15 protein-coding genes are annotated in these 19,817 nt (G+C 73.6%); 5 read left to right on the top strand and 10 right to left on the bottom strand.

The window, feature by feature from the left end:
- Positions 1 to 3: 3 nt before the first annotated feature.
- The gene (locus AB0P35_RS05790; protein ID WP_363506993.1) at positions 4 to 1,038 is read right to left on the bottom strand and encodes a gluconolaconase; all 1,035 of its coding nucleotides are present in this window, start codon (positions 1,036 to 1,038) and stop codon (positions 4 to 6) included.
- Between the two features lie 117 nt (positions 1,039 to 1,155).
- Between AB0P35_RS05790 and AB0P35_RS05795 the strand changes: the two genes are divergently transcribed.
- Positions 1,156 to 2,019 carry a helix-turn-helix transcriptional regulator gene (locus AB0P35_RS05795; RefSeq protein WP_095876795.1) on the top strand — a complete coding sequence of 288 codons (864 nt, stop codon included), beginning with the start codon at positions 1,156 to 1,158 and terminating at the stop codon, positions 2,017 to 2,019.
- A gap of 7 nt (positions 2,020 to 2,026) precedes the next feature.
- On the opposite strand, the gene AB0P35_RS05800 is transcribed toward AB0P35_RS05795, so the two are convergent.
- From AB0P35_RS05800 to AB0P35_RS05825, 6 genes are all read right to left on the bottom strand, one after another.
- Entirely contained in the window at positions 2,027 to 2,623 is a 597-nt protein-coding gene (locus AB0P35_RS05800; RefSeq protein ID WP_363506996.1) for a hypothetical protein, read from the bottom strand.
- A 13-nt stretch (positions 2,624 to 2,636) separates the two neighbouring features.
- Complete coding sequence (locus AB0P35_RS05805) at positions 2,637 to 3,572, bottom strand: WXG100 family type VII secretion target (protein WP_363506999.1); 936 nt, start codon at positions 3,570 to 3,572, stop codon at positions 2,637 to 2,639.
- Positions 3,569 to 3,892, bottom strand: coding sequence for a hypothetical protein (locus tag AB0P35_RS05810; protein WP_363507002.1), 324 nt, complete (start codon positions 3,890 to 3,892; stop codon positions 3,569 to 3,571). Before AB0P35_RS05810 ends, AB0P35_RS05805 begins: the two co-directional genes overlap by 4 nt.
- 226 nt (positions 3,893 to 4,118) lie before the next feature.
- The gene (locus AB0P35_RS05815) at positions 4,119 to 5,804 is read right to left on the bottom strand and encodes a DEAD/DEAH box helicase (RefSeq protein ID WP_363507005.1); all 1,686 of its coding nucleotides are present in this window, start codon (positions 5,802 to 5,804) and stop codon (positions 4,119 to 4,121) included.
- Positions 5,805 to 5,973: 169 nt separating this feature from the next.
- Positions 5,974 to 6,177, bottom strand: coding sequence for a cold-shock protein (locus tag AB0P35_RS05820; RefSeq protein WP_030262380.1), 204 nt, complete (start codon positions 6,175 to 6,177; stop codon positions 5,974 to 5,976).
- 294 nt (positions 6,178 to 6,471) lie between these two features.
- Positions 6,472 to 8,718 (bottom strand): MMPL family transporter, encoded by a 2,247-nt coding sequence (locus tag AB0P35_RS05825; RefSeq protein WP_363507008.1) that lies wholly within the window; start codon positions 8,716 to 8,718, stop codon positions 6,472 to 6,474.
- Between the two features lie 493 nt (positions 8,719 to 9,211).
- Here AB0P35_RS05825 and AB0P35_RS05830 point away from each other — a divergent pair, with 493 nt between their 5' ends.
- The 3 genes from AB0P35_RS05830 to AB0P35_RS05840 all read left to right on the top strand — a co-directional run bounded on the left by AB0P35_RS05830 (position 9,212) and on the right by AB0P35_RS05840 (position 13,515).
- Positions 9,212 to 11,443: an MMPL family transporter gene (locus AB0P35_RS05830; RefSeq protein WP_363507366.1), complete on the top strand. Its 2,232-nt coding sequence runs from the start codon at positions 9,212 to 9,214 to the stop codon at positions 11,441 to 11,443.
- Positions 11,444 to 11,539: 96 nt separating this feature from the next.
- A complete protein-coding gene (locus AB0P35_RS05835) occupies positions 11,540 to 12,424 on the top strand; it encodes an aminoglycoside phosphotransferase family protein (RefSeq protein ID WP_363507011.1) in 885 nt (294 codons plus the stop codon).
- A gap of 116 nt (positions 12,425 to 12,540) precedes the next feature.
- Positions 12,541 to 13,515 (top strand): polysaccharide deacetylase family protein, encoded by a 975-nt coding sequence (locus tag AB0P35_RS05840; protein WP_363507014.1) that lies wholly within the window; start codon positions 12,541 to 12,543, stop codon positions 13,513 to 13,515.
- A 24-nt stretch (positions 13,516 to 13,539) separates the two neighbouring features.
- On the opposite strand, the gene AB0P35_RS05845 is transcribed toward AB0P35_RS05840, so the two are convergent.
- The 3 genes from AB0P35_RS05845 to AB0P35_RS05855 all read right to left on the bottom strand — a co-directional run bounded on the left by AB0P35_RS05845 (position 13,540) and on the right by AB0P35_RS05855 (position 17,265).
- Complete coding sequence (locus AB0P35_RS05845; protein ID WP_363507369.1) at positions 13,540 to 14,271, bottom strand: 3'-5' exonuclease; 732 nt, start codon at positions 14,269 to 14,271, stop codon at positions 13,540 to 13,542.
- A gap of 228 nt (positions 14,272 to 14,499) precedes the next feature.
- Positions 14,500 to 15,744, bottom strand: a complete 1,245-nt coding sequence (gene efeB / locus AB0P35_RS05850; protein WP_363507017.1) for an iron uptake transporter deferrochelatase/peroxidase subunit — start codon at positions 15,742 to 15,744, stop codon at positions 14,500 to 14,502.
- Positions 15,745 to 16,005: 261 nt separating this feature from the next.
- Positions 16,006 to 17,265, bottom strand: a complete 1,260-nt coding sequence (locus AB0P35_RS05855) for an SAV2148 family HEPN domain-containing protein (protein WP_363507020.1) — start codon at positions 17,263 to 17,265, stop codon at positions 16,006 to 16,008.
- A 414-nt stretch (positions 17,266 to 17,679) separates the two neighbouring features.
- Between AB0P35_RS05855 and glgX the strand changes: the two genes are divergently transcribed.
- A complete protein-coding gene (glgX, locus tag AB0P35_RS05860; RefSeq protein ID WP_363507023.1) occupies positions 17,680 to 19,794 on the top strand; it encodes a glycogen debranching protein GlgX in 2,115 nt (704 codons plus the stop codon).
- The last annotated feature ends 23 nt before the right edge of the window (positions 19,795 to 19,817 follow it).

The following is a 19,817-nucleotide window of genomic DNA, read 5'->3' on the forward strand; positions in this document are numbered from 1 at the left end:
GCGTCAGATCCGGCGCAGGGTGAAGGTGTCGACGGGCGTGCCGGCGAAGAGCAGGTCGGCGCGGCCGTCGAGGAGGTACACGCTGCCGCCCGGGCCGGGCGTGAGCACGGTGGGGGCCGGGTCGGTCAGCGGGCGGACGGTGGCGCGGGCGGTGCGCCAGCCGTCGGTGGAGCGGAGGTCGACCCTGGTGGTGGCGCCGCTGCCGCCGAGGTGGTTGGTGATGCCGCGCAGGGTGCCGTCGGGGTCGGCGAGCAGGCCGTCGACGCCGGTGAGGGCACCGGCCGGGCCGCTGACGGTGGTGCGGGAGAGCTGCCGCGGGTGGTCGATCGGCACCCGCCAGAGCGTGCCGTCGTCGTACTTGCCGACGAGCAGGGTGCGGCCCTGCCGGACGATGCCGTTGAGGCCGAAGGCGCCCTGCGGGGCGGCGAGCCGCCCGTCGCGGACGAGGATGCCCGCGGAGCCGTCGGGGGCGACCCGGTAGACGATCGGGGCGAAGGAGTCGGTGACGTACGCGGTGCCGTCCGGGCCGATCGCGAGGTCGTTGGCGAAGTGCGGTCCGCCGTCGCCGGCCACCGCGGCGAGGTCGGTGTAGAAGAGGCGCCGCCCGGTGGCGAGGTCGTAGGCGCCGATGCCGGCGATCCGTCCGGAGCCGGCCGGGTCGGTGCGCACCGAGACCCCGGGGTCGCCGTTGGCGACCAGGAGCCGGCCGCGGGCGGCGTCGACGTGGATGCCGACGGTGGAGACCAGCACGGCCGGGTCGTCGACCAGCGGCGTGACGGTGCCGTCGGGGCTGACGGCGGAGACGGTGCCGTGGCGGAGCGAACCGACCAGGAAGCGCCGGTGGGCCGGGTCCCAGGTGGCGCCCTCGGGGTGCAGGGTGTCGGCGTGGCCGGTGATCACGGCGGGCCGGCCGTAGCCGGCGGGCGCCGCTGCCGCCGTGTGGGCGGCGGGCGCGGCGGCGGCCGGGAGGGCCGGTACGGCGGCCAGGGTCGTGGCGAGGGCGGTGAGCAGCAGGACGCTGCGTGCGCGGCGGTTCATCTGGTTTCCCGTCAGGAGTGCTTCGTCGGACGGCTTCCAGCCTCGCGGCCGGTGCGGCGGCGCAGCAGTGCGTGGCGATACTGGTAGTCGGGCTACCAGTCACCAGGGGGAGGGGCCATGGCCGATCGGGATGTGCGCAGGCAGGCGCTGTCGAATTTCCTGCGGACCCGCAGGGCCGCGCTGACGCCGGCGGATGTGGGGATGGCGCCGGGGGTGCGGCGGCGCACGCCGGGGCTGCGCCGGGAGGAGGTGGCGATCCTCGCCGGGGTGGGGGTGACCTGGTACACGTGGCTGGAGCAGGGCCGGGAGATCAATCCGTCGCCGGAGGTGCTGGCGAGTCTGGCGCGGACGCTGCGGCTGGACGCGGCGGAGTCGGCGTACCTGTTCCGGCTGGCGGGTGCGGCGCCGCAGCCCGGCGGGTATGCCGAGGAGCCGTCGGCGGGTGTGCCGGCGGCGCTGCGGCGGCTGCTGGACGCCCAGGCGCCCGCCCCGGCGTTCCTGACGGACGCGGACTGGGACGTGCGGGCGTGGAACACGCCGGCCGAGGCGATGTTCGAGTTCGCCGGGATGGCGCCGGAGGACCGCAATCTGGCCTGGATGGTCTTCGCGGACCGGCGGATCCGGGAGCGCACAGTGGACTGGGAGCGGCATGCCCGGCGCACCCTGGCGGAGCTGCGGGCCGCGTACGGCGAGCGGGGCGGCGCGGGATCGCCGCGGGCGCGGCAGCTGGCGGCGGTGATCGCCCGGCTGCGGGCGTCCTTCCCGGAGGCGGACCGCTGGCTGGACGAGCACCGGGTGAGCGAGCGGGCGGGCACCGAGAAGGTGGTGCAGCACGAGACGGTGGGCCTGCTGCGGCTGGACCAGGTGGTGCTGAGCGCCCCGGGCGGGCTGCAGCTGGTGGTGGTCGCGCCGCGCGACGAGGAGACCGGCGAGCGCCTGCGGCGGCTCGTCCCGGACTCCTCGCCGGCGGTGACGGTCTGACCGTGGGTCAGTACGGGCGGGCGGCCGCGGCGAGTTCGTCGGCCGTGGCGGGCAGCGGTGTGGTGACGGCGGCCCAGGAGCGGTCGGCGAAGTGCAGGTCGACCCGGCCGCGCTGGAGGACGCCGGTGGGGTTGCGGTGCAGCGCCGCAGCCTGCCGGGGTGCCTCCCAGTGCAGGGCGTACTGCTCCTTGAGCTGCCACAGCTTGGAGCGGTCGACGACCACGAGGTGGCGCCGGTCGGTGACGGCGAAGGTGCTGACGGAGCTGGCGCTGTCGTCGCGCATCCGGCGGACGAACAGGCCTGCCTCGCTGTGCCAGCCGCCGGCCATGCCCTCGCCGTGCCAGACGGAGTCCGGCACCGCGCCCATCATCCGGTCCTCGACCGCACCGACGGCGGCACCGACCGGGTTGACGGCGGCGTAGGCGCGGCGCAGTACGTTGAACTTCTTGCCGAGCTTCTGCTCGAGCTCGCTCGGCTGCCGCTGCACCTGGAGTTCGGCGGGTGTCGGCGGGATGCCGGGGGCGAGGCTGACGGACGCGGCGGCGAGGAGTTGCTCGCCCGGCTGCAGGAACGGCGTGACGATGTCGCGGTCGCGGTTGAGCACGGTGGTCCTCCTGTCAGCCGAAGGCCGAGTCGAAGCGGCGCTTGCGTTCCTCCGCGCTGAGCTCCGGCTCCTGGCGGGGCTGGGCGATGCCGGTGTGCTCGCGGGCGGCGGTGGAGGGGTGGGGGTTGCCGGCGATCCGGTCGTCGATCTCGTCGGCGAGGATGCCGGCGCCGGACTGCACGGCCTGCTGGACGGTCTGGCCGACCGGGTCTCCGGTGAGGCCGATGCCGTGCAGGGCGGCCTTGCCGATCATCTTGGTGCCCTTCTTGGCCAGGTACGCCGGCACGTCGATCGGCTTGTTCCAGGTCCAGGGCTTCTTGGGGTTGAGGTGGGGGCGCTTGGAGACTGCCTTGAGGGCCTTCATCGCCTCCTCGATCTTCTTGAGGGCGCGGGCCAGCTTGGCGACCAGGTTGGCGATCCGGGCGCTGGCGATCGTGCCCTCGGCGGCGGCTGCGGCGGCCTCGGCGGCGAGCGAGATGCCGGCGGTGACGACGCTGAAGGCGAGCGAGGCGGCCAGGGTGATGATGGCCCACTCGATGAGTTCGCGGATCACCGTCTCGACGAGGTCCTGGGCCATCCGGCTCTCGGCGGCGGCCTCGTCGAGGAGTTCGGCGGTGGCGTCCATGTCGTCCGCCTCGGCCTCCAGGGCCGTCTCGTACTCGGCGAGTTCCTGGAGGAACTTCTCGGCGGCCTCGCCCTGCCAGTCGTGGGCGAGGGCGGCGCGGTCGCGACGCTGGTCGGCGACGACCTCGCGCAGTTCGGTGGCCTGGCGGCGCCAGAGCTGGGCGGCGGCTTCGAGGCCCTCGGGGTCGCCGGTGACGAACTCCAGGGGTTCGGCGAGCGGTTCGACGATGGGGCGCATGATCTCGTCGATCACGCTGCCCAGCGGGCTCATCCACTGGTTGATCTTGGTGTAGGCGTCGACGGCGCCGGAGACGGGTCCACTCATGCCAGCCCCCTGGTGATCGCGCTCATCGCGGCTGCGGTCTCGGCCTCGGCCTGCTCGTAGTTACGGGCGACGCCCTGGACGTGGTCGTCGATCCGGACCATGGTGTCCGCCGCGGCGGTGAGGTTCTCGACGGCGGCGTCGGCGCGCTCGGCGTAGTCGCGGCCGGTCTGCTCGGCTTCCGGCAGCTTGCCGAAGGCGCTGGGCGACAGCCGGTGGCCGCCGAGTTCGGCGCGGATGGCGCGCAGCCGCTCGGAGCGATCCGCGGAGGTGCGGGCGAATCGCCGCAGCGCCTCCGGATCGACGCGGTACTCCCCTGACACGATGTGTCCTCCCCCGTGCAGTGCGCCCAGGACGGCGCGGAATTGACGGAACCTCTTGTTCAGGTCATGGAATGCCCATGAACGAACAAAGAAGCTAACACACCTGGTCGCACCAGGTACGGAGGGCGATGTGAGGGTTCGTCGGCGATCCGGCGGGGGCCCGACCGACCGCAGGCATGCCGAAGGGGCGCCACCCGGTGCGGGTGGCGCCCCTTCGGACGGCCGGTCAGCTGTAGTCGTGGCGCTGGCGGCCGGTGCCGTAGTTGCCGCCGCTGCGCGTGCCCGAGCCGGGCTTGCTCCGGCCGGAGGAGCGGCCGATGAAGCCGGCCGCGGTGCGGCCGTTGCCGCTGGCACTGCCACCGCCGGTGCCACCGCCGAGGCGCTGCTTGGGGCGCGGCTGGCGGGCGTTGCCGTTGGCGTCGACGTCCTTGGGCAGCCCGGAGCGCTTGCCGGGGCGGCGGCGCGGCGCACCGGAGCGGCCGGCCTTCTCACCGGCCTGCCCGGCGGCGGGCGCGGGGGCGTCCGCGGACTGCTCGGCGACCACGATGGTGACCGGCGTACCGGTGGGGGTGCGGGCGCCGGTGATGCGGTTCAGCTCGACGTCGTCCGGGCGGACCTTGGTGACGGTGGGCCGGATGCCGGCGGTGCCCATCAGCCGGTTGACCTCGCGGCGCTGCTCGGGCAGCACGAGGGTGACCACGGTGCCGGACTCGCCGGCGCGGGCGGTGCGGCCGCCGCGGTGCAGGTAGTCCTTGTGGTCGATCGGCGGGTCGACGTTGACGACGAGGTCGAGGCCGTCGATGTGGATGCCGCGGGCGGCGACGTTGGTGGCGATCAGCGCGGTGACCCGTCCGTCGCGGAACTGGTCGAGCACCCGGTTGCGCTGCGGCTGGGACTTGCCGCCGTGCAGGGCCGCGGCCCGCACGCCGTTCGCGAGCAGCTGCTTGGCGAGCCGGTCGGCGCCGTGCTTGGTGTGCACGAACATGATGACCCGGCCCTCGCGGGAGGCGATGTGCGCGGTCGTGGCGGCCTTGTCGGCGGGGTCGAGCTGCAGGACGTGGTGGTCCATGGTGCTGACCGCGCCGGCCGACGGGTCGACGGAGTGGGTGACCGGGTCGTCGAGGAAGCGGCGGACGAGCCGGTCGATGTTGCGGTCGAGGGTGGCGGAGAACAGCATCCGCTGGCCGCCCTCGGCGACCTGCTCGAGCAGCTTGCTGACCTGCGGCAGGAAGCCCATGTCGGCCATCTGGTCGGCCTCGTCGAGGACGGTGATCGCGACGTCGGCGAGGTTCACGTCCTGCCGGTTGATCAGGTCGTCCAGCCGGCCGGGGGTGGCGACGAGGACCTCGACGCCGCGGCGCACCTGGTTGGCCTGCCGGCCGATCGGCATGCCGCCGACGACGGTGCCGATCCGCAGCTGCAGTGCCTGCGCGTACGGGGCGAGCGCGTCGGTGACCTGCTGGGCGAGCTCGCGGGTGGGCACCAGGACGAGGGCGAGCGGGCGACGGGCGTCGGCCCGCTTGCCGGCGGTGCGGGCGAGCAGCGAGAGGCCGAAGGCGAGGGTCTTGCCGGAGCCGGTGCGGCCGCGGCCGAGCACGTCGCGGCCGGCCAGCGCGTCCGGCAGGGTCGCGGACTGGATCGGGAAGGGCTCGGTGACGCCCTCGCGGGTCAGCGCGGTGAGCAGCGCCTTCGGCATGTCGAGCTCGGCGAAGGTGGCCGCCGGCGGGCGGGCCGGGGTGCCCTCGACGACGGTGAAGTCCTGCGCCTCGGCGGGCGCGGGGCGCGCGGTGCGGGGGGCGCGCTGGACGCGGCGCTCGCCGCCGCCACCACGGGGGCCGGTGCCGCGCTGCGGGCGGCCGGCGCCGGGGGCCCGGCGGGAGGTACCGCGCTGCGGGCGTGACTGATCGGTCATACTGCTCCGTCCTGATCGGCCGGCGGGCACGTCGATGCGTGCGCCCGGACCTTGCGGGTCGGCCGTCAGGAGTGGATGCAGGACCGCCCCGGCCGTTCGGCGGCAATGGGCGAGGGCCCGCACCCGCAGGTGCGGACCCTCACTCGTTTCACGCGTGAGTCGGCTCGACTCAGATGGGGCGGATGTTCTCGGCCTGCGGGCCCTTCTGGCCCTGCGTGACGTCGAACTCGACCTTCTGGCCCTCGACGAGCTCACGGAAGCCCTGGGCGTTGATGTTCGAGTAGTGGGCGAAGACGTCGGCGCCGCCGCCGTCCTGCTCGATGAAGCCGTAGCCCTTTTCGCTGTTGAACCACTTCACGGTGCCGGTAGCCATAACCGTCTCCTCTTTCTGGGGCATCAGGGGACTGCACCTCGCAGACCCCGAGTAGCCGCGATCCCCATCCGGAGACAAAACACCGGATAAAAACAAATGCGCCTGACTGTTGTTGGAACCAGTAGGCGCACACACACGTTCATGGGAACCAAAACTGCAACTGCTTCGACTGTAGCACGGTCACGCCCGCAATGATCGGGAAGGTCGTCCTCGTCACATCGCGGGCGCCCCGGGATTGAACGGCCCGCGGACGGGGCATACCGGGCCGTTCCCGAGCCCCGTCCGCGGGTTCCGTCAGTGCCGGCCGGCGGGCTCCGGCTCGGCGTCCGGAACGGTGACGGAGGCGTCCTTCGCGGAGCCGTCGCCGTGGCCCGGCCACCAGGCCGCACGGCCCAGCAGGGCGGTGATCGCCGGGGTGAAGAACATCGCCATCACGAAGGCCGAGATGATGATGCCGAAGGCGATCGAGAAGCCCATCTGGCTGAAGAGCGAGTTTCCGGCCAGCAGCATGGTGCCGAAGGTGGCCGCCAGGATGAAGCCCGCCGCGGCGACGGTCGGACCGGCGTGCTTGACCGCCTCGCCGGCGGCCTCGCGCGGGGTGCGGCCCTCCTTCACCTCCTCGCGGAGACGGGCGATCATCAGGATGTTGTAGTCGGTGCCGATCGCGACCACGAACAGGTAGATGAAGATCGGCAGCATGAACATCAGGCCCGGCTCGCCGCCGATCTTCTGGAAGATCAGCGAGGTGGCGCCGAGGGTGGCGCCGAAGCCGAGACCGACCGAGGCCATCAGGTACCAGGGCGCGACCACGCTGCGCAGCTGCAGGGCCAGGATGACCAGGATGAGCAGCGCCGCCAGCGGGAAGACCAGCGTGTAGTCGTGGACCATCGCGGTGTTGATGTCCTTGAACACCGAGGTCTGACCGCCGACCAGGGCCTTGGTCCCGTTGGGGGCGGAGGCGTGGGCGGTGTCGCGCAGGCCGTCCATGGTGTCGATGGCCTTGTTGGTGGCGGGCGCGTCCTTGAGGATCACCGTGATGTCGGCGGTGAGCCCGTCCTTGCTGAGCTGGGTCCGGTCGGCGGGCACCGCGGCGACGCCGGGGACCTTGGCCAGCGCGGCGCGGTAGCCGTCGAGGCCGGGAACGTCCAGCTTCGCGCCGTCGGTGGCGGTCAGGTAGACGTGGCTCGGGTCGGCGGCGCCGGCCGAGAAGGCCTTCATCATGCGGTCCTGGACGACCATCGACTCCTTGGTCTTCGGCATCGAGCCGCTGGCCAGGTCGAAGGTGCCCTTGTAGCCGAGGGCGGCGACGGTCAGGGCGACCAGCACCAGGCCGGAGGCCAGCGCGGCGACCGCCGGACGGCGCTGCACGGCGCCGCCGAGGGCGGCGAAGCGGTTGCCCTTGGCCTGGCGCATCCAGTGCTCGGGGAAGCCGCCGGACGGGCGGGGGCGGCGGGCGCCGCGGGCCAGCCAGGCCAGCTGCCGGCCGTCCCAGCGGAGCCACTCGACGACCCGGCGGAAGAGCACCCGCTCGGGGAGCACCGAGAGCACGGCCGGGACGAGGGTGATCGAGGCGAAGGCGGTGACCGCGACGGCGATGGCCAGCGCCGGGCCGAGCGCGGTGAACATGCCGAGGCTGGAGAGCACCAGCACGGCGAACGCCGCCACCACGGCGCCGGCGGCGGAGGCGATCGCCTCGCCGACCCGGCCGACCGCGTTGACCACGGCCTCCTTGCGGTCGTCCCCGGCCCGCAGCCGCTCGCGGTAGCGGAACATCAGGAACAGGAAGTAGTCGGTGCCGACGCCGAAGAGCACCACGATGAGGATGGCGGACATCGAGTTGTCCGCCTTCAGTCCGAAGATCTTGCTCGCGTCGGCGATCAGGCCGTTGGCGACCATCGAGTAGACGAAGATCGACACGATCGGCAGCAGGGCGACGATCGGACTGCGGAAGATCAGCCAGAGGGTGAGCAGGATGATCACCACGGTGCCGATGCCGATCAGCGCCTGGGCCAGCTTGGACGAGTCCTGCTGGTCGAGGATGCTGGCGGCCGGACCGCCGAGCAGCATCTTGACCGGGGTGCCGGCGGTCAGCTCGGTGCCCGCCTCGCGCAGCGCCTTGGCGGCGTCCGCGGCCTCCGGCTTCTGCATCACCTTCTTGTCGATGGCGATCATCGACATGCCGAAGGTGCCGTCCGGGGAGTAGCCCTTGCCGACCGGCAGGATGGTCTCGACGTCGGGGATGTGCCGCTCGGCGAGGCCCTTGACGACCTTCTCGGCGGTGGCCTTGTCGGCCTCGTCCAGCTTGCCGCCGTCCGTGCGCTCGAACAGCGCGTAGGCGCCCGGCGAGAAGCTCGCCGGGAACGCCTTCGACTGCAGCTCGATGGCCTGGATCGACTCGTAGTGCTTGGGGAGGAAGGCGCTCTCGTCGGTCTGCGCGGTGATCGTCGGCGCGGTGGAGATGATCGCGACGGCCGCGATCAGCCACGCTCCGATCACCCACCAGGCCCGCCTGACGACGAAGTCTCCGATTCGGTGGAACATGCTCGTGATGCCTCCTGGGCATGGTTCACCGCAGCCCTCGGGGGACGGAAACCGGGCAACGGCAGGACCGGCCGGGAGAATCCCCTAGCCGGTCGGCAGGCAAGTACGTGTGGGGGCATCCTATGCGATGCCGCTAGCCGGTCGGCAGGTAACCCCGCCCCCCGTACGGAACCCCTAGGGGGTACCGGCCGCTTCCCGGAACCATCCTGACCTGCGCCGCCGACAGCGCGCCTCCTGCTCCGGGCGGATTCCCCTCCACCTCAGGGTGGAGCGTGTCCCGACCACGAGGATGAGCACGGGGTGGGGAAAACCCCACCCCGACCCTCCGGGCAGGCCCAGGGTCGACTCACCCGCCAGCCGGATACTGCGTCAACTCCCGGATTCCTAGGCTCGTTCCAGCAGCCGGGAGGTGCCCGGCACCAGCTCCGGCGGGCCCGCACCCGCCGCTCTCCCTGGGGGACCTGTGACACCCAAGCTCGGCCTCGCCGCCGCCATGGGCGCGTGGAGCGCCAGACACCGCAAGACGGCGGTGTTCGGCTGGCTCCTCTTCGTCGTCCTCGCCGCCTTCCTCGGCGGCCTCCACGGCAGCACCAAGGTCACCGACTCCGAGATGATGCCGGGCGAGGTCGCCCGCGCCGCGAAGATCCTCGACGACGCCGGGATCAAGTCCCCGGCCGGCGAGACCGTGCTCGTCCAGAGCGCCGCACTGACCGCCGACGACCCGGCCTTCCGCGCCGTCGTCGACGAGGTCGCCGCCGCCGTGAAGGCCACCGGCAGCGCCGCCGACCTGCGCAGCCCGTACGACACCGGCGCGGTCTCCGCCGACCGGCACTCCGCGCTGCTGCAGTTCACCATGGCCGGGGAGGACCGCGAGAAGGCCGTCGAGGACGTGCCGGCCGTGCTCGACGCGGTCGCCGGGGTGCAGGCGAAGCACCGGGACCTCACCGTCGAGGAGTTCGGCGAGGCCAGTGCCGGCAAGTGGTTCCAGGACCAGTTCAAGAACGACTTCCAGCGCGCCGAGTGGACGGCCGTCCCGCTGGCGCTCGGCATCCTGCTGATCGCCTTCGGCGCCCTGGTCGCCGCCGTGCTGCCGGTCGTCCTCGCCCTCACCGCCTTCATCGCCGCCGGCGGCCTGGTCGCCCTCTCCAGCGGACTGCTGCACACCAGCGACGACGCCAGCTCGGTGATGCTGCTCGTCGGACTCGCCGTCGGCGTCGACTACTGCCTCTTCTACCTGCGGCGCGAACGCGAGGAGCGGGCCGCCGGACGCGACGCCGCCACCGCGCTCAAGGTCGCCGCCGCCACCTCCGGCCGGGCCGTGCTGGTCTCCGGCGTCACCGTGGTCGTCGCCATGGCCGGCCTCTTCCTCACCGGCATCGCCGACTTCCAGGCGATGTCCTTCGCCACCATCCTCGTGGTCATCACCGCCGTGCTCGGCTCGCTCACCGTGCTGCCCGCGCTGCTCTCCATGCTCGGCGACCGGGTCGACAAGGGCCGCCTCCCGCTGCTGCACCGGCTGCGCGGCACCGAGGCCGGCACCGGCGGCCGGGTCTGGAACGCCCTGCTCACCCCGGTGCTGAACCGGCCGCTCGCCGCCACCGTCCTCGCCGGCGGCCTGCTGCTCGGACTCGCCGCCCCGCTGCTCACCATGCACACCGCCAACCTGACCTTCCAGCAGCAGCTGCCCAAGGGCAACGCCCTGGTCGCCACCTCGCAGCGGATCGAGAAGGCCTTCCCCGGCAGCCCCGCCCCCGCCCTGGTCGTGGTCAAGGCCCGGGCGATCGACTCCCCCGAGATGAAGCAGGCCCTCGCCGACCTGAAGACCCGGGCGCTGGCCACCGGGAGGATGCGCGAGCCGATCCAGGTGACGGTGCACAGCGCGCAGAACGTCGCCCTGGTCGACATCCCGCTCGCCGGCAGCGGCAACGACACCGTCAGCACCGAGGCGCTCGAGGCGCTGCGCGGCGACGTCGTGGCGAACACGGTGCTCAAAGTGCCCGGCACCGAGGCCCCGGTCACGGGCAGCACGGCGGGCTCGCACGACTTCAACGAGCAGATGTCCCACTCGATGCTCCCGGTCTTCGGCTTCGTCGTCGCCTTCGCCTTCCTGCTGATGCTCTGCTCGTTCCGCTCGCTCGGCATCGCGCTGACCGCGGTGGTGCTCAACCTGCTGTCGGTCGGCGCCGCGTACGGCGTGCTCGCGCTGGTCTTCCAGCACGGCGTCGGTGCCTCGCTCTTCGGCACCGCCGGGGTCGGCGCGGTGGAGTCCTGGGTGCCGCTCTTCCTCTTCGTGATCCTCTTCGGCCTGAGCATGGACTACCACGTCTTCGTGGTCTCCCGGATCAAGGAGGCGCACGACCGGGGTCTGGCCACCCGCGCCGCCGTCTCCTACGGCATCCGCTCCACCGCCGGCGTGGTGACCAGCGCCGCGGTGATCATGGTGGGAGTGTTCGGGGTCTTCGGCACGCTGTCCATGCAGTCCATGAAGCAGATGGGCGTGGGCCTGGCCGTCGCCGTGCTGATCGACGCCACGGTGATCCGCGCGGTGCTGCTGCCCGCCGTGATGAGCCTGCTCGGCGAGCGCAACTGGTACCTGCCGTCGTGGCTGAGCTGGCTGCCGAACCTCTCGCACGGCGAGTCCTTCCCGCCCGTCACCCCGGCCGCACCCGCCCCCGGCGGCCTGCACCTGCCGGACGGGCAGCCCACCGGCGGCACCCGGGTCTGACCGGGACCCGACACATCGCCCACGGCCGGGCCCCGCAGCACGCGGGGCCCGGCCGCCGTGCGCCAGGATGGTCCGGACCGCACCGAGGAGCCCTCCGTGACCGCCTTCGACGAAGCCCGCGCCCGCGACCTGCTGGCCGACGCCTGCCGCGCCGCCGGCCTGCCCGCCCCGGACGGCGCCCGGCTGCTCTCCCTCGGCGAGAACGCCGTCCTCGACCTGGGCGCCCCCGCCGTCGTCGCCAAGATCGGCCGCAGCCCGCTGCTCCTCCCCCGCGCCGGCCGCGAACTGGCCGTCGCCGACTGGCTGGACACCAACGGCGTCCCGGTCGTCCGGCCCTGGCTGACCACCCCGGTGACGGCCGACGGACACCCGGTCACCTTCTGGCACCGGCTGCCCGAACCCGTCCGCCCGGCCCGGCCCGCCGACCTCGCCCCGCTGCTGCGCGCCCTGCACGCGCTGCCCGCCCCCGACCTGCGGCTCGGCCCCCGCGACCTGCTCGGCCCGGTCGAGCGGTGGCTCGCCGCCGCGGCCGGCCACATCGACCCGGAGGACGCCGCCTTCCTGCGCGCCCGGAAGGAGAGCTTCGTCACGGCGGCCGCCGCGCTCACCCCCCACCTCACCCCCGGTGCGGTGCACGGCGACGCCCTGCCCCGGAACGTCCGCATCGGCCCGGACGGCCCCGTCCTGCTCGACCTGGAGAACGTCAGCAGCGACCTGCGCGAGCACGACCTGGTCGTCCTGGCGCTCAGTCACGACCGGTACGGCGTACCGGAGGAGGACTACCTCGCCTTCGCCGGGGCCTACGGCTGGGACGTCCGGGACTGGGACGGCTTCGCGGTGCTGCGCGGCGCCAGGGAGACGGCGAGCGCCGCCTGGGTCGCCCAGCAGGTCCCGGGGAACGCAGCCGCGGCGGTCGAGTTCCGGCGCCGGGTGGACTCCTTGCGCGACGGACTGACCTCCGTACGCTGGTATCCGTTCTGAGACCCGAAAACCGGGTCCGTTCGTACCCGACGACGGAACCGGCGATCCGCGCCTGACGTCGTCCCCGGCACACGCCCCCACCCGGAGTGGCCGGTACGACGTCAGGAGTCGTCACCATGCGGATGCCCAGCCCCCGATCCCGTCGCACCCTCGGCCTCGGCCTCGCCGCGCTGCTCGCCCCCACCGTGATCGCCGCCTGCGGTTCCGCCGGCCACGCCCGCACCGCGAGCGCCGACGGCGCGCGCACCACCGCAGCGGCCGTCACCCCGCGCGACACCGCCGCCACCGGCGGATCACCGTCCCCCGCGAGCCCCACCCCGAGCATCCCGGCGCAGCGCAGCGCGCCGCCCTCGACGAGCGGCTCCGCCACCCCGTCGACACCGGCCACGACGCCGTCGGCCGGCACCGCCACCCCGGCCGCGCCCAGCACCTCCGCGACGCCGTCCACGCACACCCCGACCGGCGGGCCGACCACCGGGCCGACCCGGACCCACCAGGTGATCCGGTCCACCGCGACCGGCGGCCGAACCGTCGCCCTCACCTTCGACGACGGCCCGGGCCCGGCCACCCGCCCGATCCTCGACCTGCTGGCGCAGTACCACGCCAAGGCCACCTTCTGCATGGTCGGCAACGAGGTCGACCGGGACCCGGCCGCCGTCCGCCGGGTCCTCGCCGAGGGCCACCGGCTCTGCGACCACACCGTCGACCACCCGCAGCCGCTGCACGGGCGCAGCCACGACCAGCAGGTGCACGAGATCGCCGACGCCAAGCAGACCATCCTGCGGGCCGGCGGGCCGGGCACCGAGGTCCCGTGGTTCCGCGCCCCGGGTGGCGACTTCACCGCCGAGAACGAGCAGATCGCGGCCGACCACGGCATGGCCTCGCTCGGCTGGTCCGTCGACCCGCGCGACTGGGCACGGCCCGGCGTGCCCGCGATCGTCGCCAACGTCCAGCAGCACCTGCGCCCCGGCGGCGTGGTGCTGATGCACGACGGCGGCGGCGACCGCAGCCAGACCGTCGAGGCCCTGCGCCAGCTCCTCCCCTGGCTGGTCGCGCAGGGCTACACCTTCGACTTCCCCGCCGGCGGCTGACCGGCCCCGCCGCGGGCCGCCGGCTCAGCCGGCGGACGTCACCGCGGGTGCGAAGGGCACCACGGGCCAGGCGGGCTCGATCCTGGCCTGCGGGTCCGAGGTGCGGCGCAGGTACTGCTGGAAGGACGCGGCCTGCTCGGCCGCGGCCCGCACCTGAAGGGCGTGCAGGTTGGCGAGCGGAACGCCGCCGACCGCGGGGAAGACCTCGCCGAGCCGGCGGGCCACCCGGGCCGCAGCCACCGCGTCCGCACCCGCCTGATGGGCGCCGTCCAGCACCACCCCGTAGTGCTCGCACAGCGCCTGCAGATTGCGCTTGCCGCGGCGGTAGCGGTCGGCGTGCTTGTCGAGCACCAGCGGGTCGATGACCGGGGCGGGTGTGCCGCCGAGCCGCGCGGACAGCGGGCTGACGCCGTGTCGGCGGCACTCGCGGTCGAGCAGCGACAGGTCGTAGCGCGCGTTCATGATGACCAGCGGGGTGCCCGAGCCGAGCGCCTCCGCGATGGCCCGGGTGATCTCCTCGACGGCCTCGGCCGAGGCCACCCCCCGCTCGCGGGCCTGCGCCGTGCCGATGCCGTGGATCGCGGTGGCCTGGGCGGGGATGGGTATGCCCGGGTCGACCAGCCAGTGCCGCTCCCGCGGGACCGTGCCGTCCGGCTCCAGCCGGACGAGGGCCGCGGTGACGATCCGGTCGTTCTCGATGTCGGTGCCGGTGGTCTCCAGGTCGAAGGCCAGCAGGCCGGCGGAGAGCCAGCTCATCGCGGGCCCCCGGCCGTGCGGTGGCCGGTCCGGGCGGGTGCGGTCGGTGTCCCCCTCCGGGTCGTCATCCGGCACTCCTTCCGTCGTTCCTGCCGTGACGGGGACCATCATCGCCCGCACCAGTGACAGCCCCGCCGGGCGGGTCGCCGGGCGGGGCTGTCGGAGTGGCTGTCGCGGTGGCTGTCGGCAGGGTGCCGGCGGTGGGCGGACGGTGGGCCGGACGCCCGGTCAGGCGGTGCCGAGGAGGCCGCTGCCGAGCCAGCCGTCCTCGTCCGGCACACCGGGCAGGACGAAGAAGTAGCCGCCGCCGGTGGGCGCCAGGAAGGCGGCCAGCGGCTCGCCGTTCAGCCGCTGCTGGACGGCCTCGAACTGCCGGGTGACGTCCTGCTGGTAGCAGCAGAACGCCAGCCCCATGTCGAGGTCTCCGCCCGCGTCGACGCCGCGGTCGTAGTTGTAGCCGCGGCGCAGGATCCGCGAGTCGGCGGCGGCGGCGGTCCGCGGGTTGGCCAGCCGGATGTGCGCGTCGAGGGCGATCACGGCGCCGTCCGGGTCCTGGCCGTAGCCCGGGGCGTCCTGCTCGGCGGTGCCGCCGAGGGGCGCGCCGCTGTCGCGGTGCCGGCCGATGATCCGCTCCTGGTCGGCGACCGGCAGGGTGTCCCACGGCTCCACCCGCATCCGGATGATCCGCAGCACCTGGTAGCTGCCGCCGACCGCCCAGGCGGGCTCGTCCCCGTCGGCGGCGACCCAGACCAGACGGTCCATCACCCGGTCCGAGGTGGCGTCCGGATTGGAGATGCCGTCCTTGAAGCCCTGCAGGTTGCGCTGGGCGCCGTCCGGGCGGGCCGGGTTCTGGAAGCCGTCGATCCGCCAGCGGGGGCGCAGCGCCCCGCGGGTGTGCCGGGTGAGGTCGCGCAGGGCGTGCAGCACGGTGTCCCGGTTGTCGGCGCAGATCTGCAGCGACAGGTCGCCGTGCAGCTCGGGGCCGAGGTCGTCGCCGGGGAAGGCGGGCATCGGGGCGAGCCGCCGCGGGCGGGCGGCGGCCAGGCCGTACCGGTCGTCGAAGAGCGAGGCGCCGACGGCGACGGTCACGGTGAGTCCGTCGGCGGGGATCTCGGTGCCGAGCAGGCAGGTGTCCGACGGCGGGTCGCCGGCACCGGTCGCCGACGCGGTGCCGCCGGCCGTGAGGAAGCGGCTGCGCTCGGTCAGGGTGCGCAGCAGCTGTTCCAGCCCCGGCCGGTCGGGGGCGGTGACGTCGGCGGCCAGGAAGACCGCGAACCGCTGCGGCGGCGTGGTGACGCCCGCCTGGTGCGGGCCGTGGAAGGGGACGGCTGCCCGGCGGACGGCGGGGGCGGACGCCGCGGCGGACGCGGCGGCGGGGGCGAGGACCGGTCCCGCGGCGACGGCGGCGCCGGCGGCGAGGGTGGCCTTGACGAAACTGCGGCGGGCGGGGGCGGCAGCGGTCTGCTCGGTCATCGGGGGCTCCCGGTGTCGAACGGAGGTGGGGGGCGGAGCGCGACGTTCGGCCGTCGCGGCCGCTTCGCACACGCCCCAACCGTGCGGCGCCGTGCGATGCGCCGCACCTGGACCGCACCCCTCACATGCCGCCAAGTCCCGCCCGCCCGAACGCACTTGCCGCACCACCGGGCTTCCGCGCCCGACCGCCCCCGGGGTGACACCCCATCCGCCGACCGGCCGCACCGGACGAACCCGGGGGCGGGTGGCGGGCAGGGGCCCTCAGGACACCGCGCGGGAGTCCGCCCAGCTGCCCTCGAACTCCTCGCGGTAGACCTCCAGCAGCCCGGGTTCGGTGCCGCCCGGCTCCTGGCCGGCGCCGCCCCGCAGGACGAGGGCGGGCGACTCGATGCCGCGGGCCCGGCGGAGGTAGGGCTGGATGACGCCGACGTCCCCGGAGCGGCGCCGGCCGCCGGTCTGGCCGGTGACCCGGGGGCCCTCGACGAGGTAGGCGGTGAAGCGGGGCATCTCGTCGAAGACCCGGATCTCGAAGCCGCCCGGGTCCCGCAGCCGGGCCCGGACCCGCCGCACGTGCATGATGTTCATCTCGATCGAGCGCCCGAGTTCGCCGCGGCCGAGCCCGAGTTCGCGTTCCCGCCGGCGGACGGCGCTGCTGGCCGGGTTGAGGAAGAGCAGCCGGACCCGGCAGCCGTCGGTGGCGAGCCGCACCAGGCGCTTGCCGGTGTAGTTCTGGCAGAGCATGCCGAGGCCGATGCCGACCGCGTCCAGGCGGCGGGCGCCGTCCAGCAGGTCCTCGACGGGGAGCTCGCGCTGGAGGCGGACCCGGTCGGCGTGGACGGCGACGACGTCGGCGTAGCGGCCGGCGACGAGTTCCTCGACGACGTCGGCGGGGACGCCGCCGGCGCCGCCGTCGAGCAGGCTGAGCAGCCGGGCGGCGGCACGCTCGGTCTGGTCGAGGACGGTCTGCGAGAGGCTGCGGTTGCGGGAGACGACGTGCCGGGCGACCTCGAGTTCGTCGAGGGCGAGTTCGACCTCGCGGCGGTCGAGGACGTACGGCTCGAAGCACGGCCAGTGCTGGACCATGAGTTCGCGCAGCTGGGGCAGGGTGAGGAAGACCAGCGGGTCGTCGTCGGCGGGGTTGAGGAGGTAGCCCTTGCGGCGGCTGACCTCGCGGACGGCGCCGGAGCGCAGGACCCACTCCTCGCCGGCCGGTCCGGCGGCGGCGGTGACCCAGTCCTCGCCGTGGGCGGGGGCGTAGATGGGCCGCAGTGCCTCGTCGACGAGGGCGCGCAGGCGCTGTTCGACGAGGTTGAGCCAGACGTAGGCGCGGCCGGTGAGGCGGACGCGGTGGTAGGCGTGCTCCCATTCGAGGGCGGTCCAGCCGAGCGGGGTGCCGTCGGCGGGGACGGGGCCGGCGGAGCGGCCGGGAGGGCTGGAGCGCATGACGACGGTCGGTGCCTCGCTGCGGCCCGGCTGCGGCCCGTCGAGGCCGTCGCCCCGGCCGTCGGCGGGGAACCCCATGCGCTACCTCACCTCTCGCCGCCGCTCCCGCGGAGCGGCGGACCGTCCACTGACAGCGTCTCCACCATGGCGGCCTGGGCAGAGCCTGTCTCCGCATGGGCCGGCGAGCGCGCGCCGCCGGACGATCAAGGGTACTGCCCGCTCCGGGCGGGACGCAGCCTGTTGACGGCACAACAATTCGACGGGAGGGCGGGCGACGGGCCCGAGCGCCGGGTTTTCGCGCCACGGACACCCGTTCGGGCGAACAACAGGTGAATGGGTTCGGTCGGCGGGCGGGGGTTGGGGAGTATGCGACATGTGCCGTGCGTGTGCCGTGCGTCACGCCGAGGGCGGTCCGCACATGCCGGGGCCCGCTCCCGGGCAGATCCGAGGGAGCGCCAGTTCCCCCACGGAGCAAGGAAGTTGAGGTCCCTCATGCAGGTCTGGCCAGGGCAGCCCTACCCGCTCGGCGCCACGTACGACGGGGCCGGCACCAACTTCGCGGTGTTCTCGGAGAGCGCCGACCGGATCGAGCTGTGCCTGCTGGAGGAGGACGGCTCGGAGACGGCGATCGAGCTGCGGGAGACGGACGCCTTCGTACGGCACGCCTACCTGCCCGGGGTCCAGCCGGGCCGGCGGTACGGCTTCCGGGTCCACGGGCCGCACAACCCGGGGCTCGGGCAGCGGCACAACAGCGCCAAGCTGCTGCTGGACCCGTACGCGAAGGCGATGAGCGGGGACATCGACTGGGACGAGTCGGTGTACGGCTACCACTTCGGCGCGCCGGAGCGCCGCAACGACCTGGACTCGGCACCGCACACCATGCACTCCGTGGTGATCAACCCGTACTTCGACTGGGGCACCGACCGGCCGCCGCGGACGGACTACCACCGCACGGTGCTGTACGAGGCCCATGTGAAGGGCCTGACCAGGCTGCACCCGGAGATCCCGGAGGAGATCCGCGGCACCTACGCGGCGCTGGCGCACCCGGCGCTGATCGAGCACCTGGCGAAGCTGGGCGTCACCGCGATCGAGCTGATGCCGGTGCACCAGTTCGTCCGGGACCACCGGCTGCGCGACCTGGGGCTGTCGAACTACTGGGGCTACAACACCATCGGCTACTTCGCGCCGCACGCCTCCTACTCCTCGACGGGGGACCGCGGGCAGCAGGTGCAGGAGTTCAAGTCGATGGTGAAGGCGCTGCACGCGGCGGGCATCGAGGTGATCCTCGACGTGGTGTACAACCACACCGCGGAGGGCAACCACCTCGGTCCGACGCTCTCCTTCCGCGGGCTGGACAACGCCTCGTACTACCGGCTGGCGAAGGACCGCCGGTTCTACGAGGACACCACCGGCACCGGCAACAGCCTGCTGATGCGCAGTCCGCACGTCCTGCAGATGATCATGGATTCGCTGCGCTACTGGGTCACCGAGATGCACGTGGACGGCTTCCGCTTCGACCTCGCGGCCACCCTGGCCCGGCAGTTCCACGAGGTGGACCGGCTGTCCTCGTTCTTCGACCTCGTCCAGCAGGACCCGATCGTCTCCCAGGCCAAGCTGATCGCCGAGCCGTGGGACCTGGGCGAGGGCGGCTACCAGGTCGGCAACTTCCCGCCGCTGTGGACGGAGTGGAACGGCATGTACCGGGACACCGTCCGCGACCTGTGGCGCGGGGAGAACGCCGCGCTGGCCGAGTTCGGCTCCCGGCTGACCGGCTCCTCCGACCTCTACCAGGACGACGGCCGGCGGCCGATCGCCTCCATCAACTTCGTCACCTGCCACGACGGCTTCACCCTGCGCGACCTGGTCTCCTACAACGAGAAGCACAACGAGGCCAACCACGAGGGCAACCGGGACGGCGAGTCGCACAACCGCTCGTGGAACTGCGGCGCCGAGGGCGAGACCGAGGACGTGGCGGTGCTGGAGCTCAGAGCCCGCCAGCAGCGCAACTTCATCGCCACCCTGATGCTCTCCCAGGGCGTGCCGATGCTCGCGCACGGCGACGAGTTCGGCCGCACCCAGCACGGCAACAACAACGCCTACTGCCAGGACAACGAGCTGACCTGGGTGGAGTGGCCCAAGGGCGGCGCCCGGGCGCACCTGCTGGAGTTCACCCAGGGCATGATCTGGCTGCGCCGGGACCACCCGGTCTTCCGCCGCCGCCGCTTCTTCCACGGCCGGCCGGTCTCCGGCACCCACGACGACCTCACCGACATCGCCTGGTTCACCCTCGGCGGCGAGGAGATGACCGACCAGGACTGGAAGACCAGCCACGCGAAGTCGCTGACGGTCTTCCTCAACGGCAACGCCATCTCCGAGCCGGACCGGCGCGGCGGCAAGATCGTCGACGACTCCTTCCTGCTGCTGTTCAACGCGCACTCCGCGGCACTGGAGTTCACCGTGCCCGCCGGGCACGGCGAGGCCTGGCAGATCGTCGTCGACACCACGCTGCCGGTCCTGCCCGCCCGCGGCACCGGCACCCGGGTCAAGGCCGGCGACTCGCTCTGGCTCACCGACCGCTCGCTGATGGTGCTGCAGCGACCCGCGTGACGGACGGGGCGCGGGCGGCCGTC

This window comes from Kitasatospora sp. NPDC085879 (assembly GCF_040686255.1).
Classification (GTDB): Bacteria; Actinomycetota; Actinomycetes; order Streptomycetales; family Streptomycetaceae; genus Kitasatospora.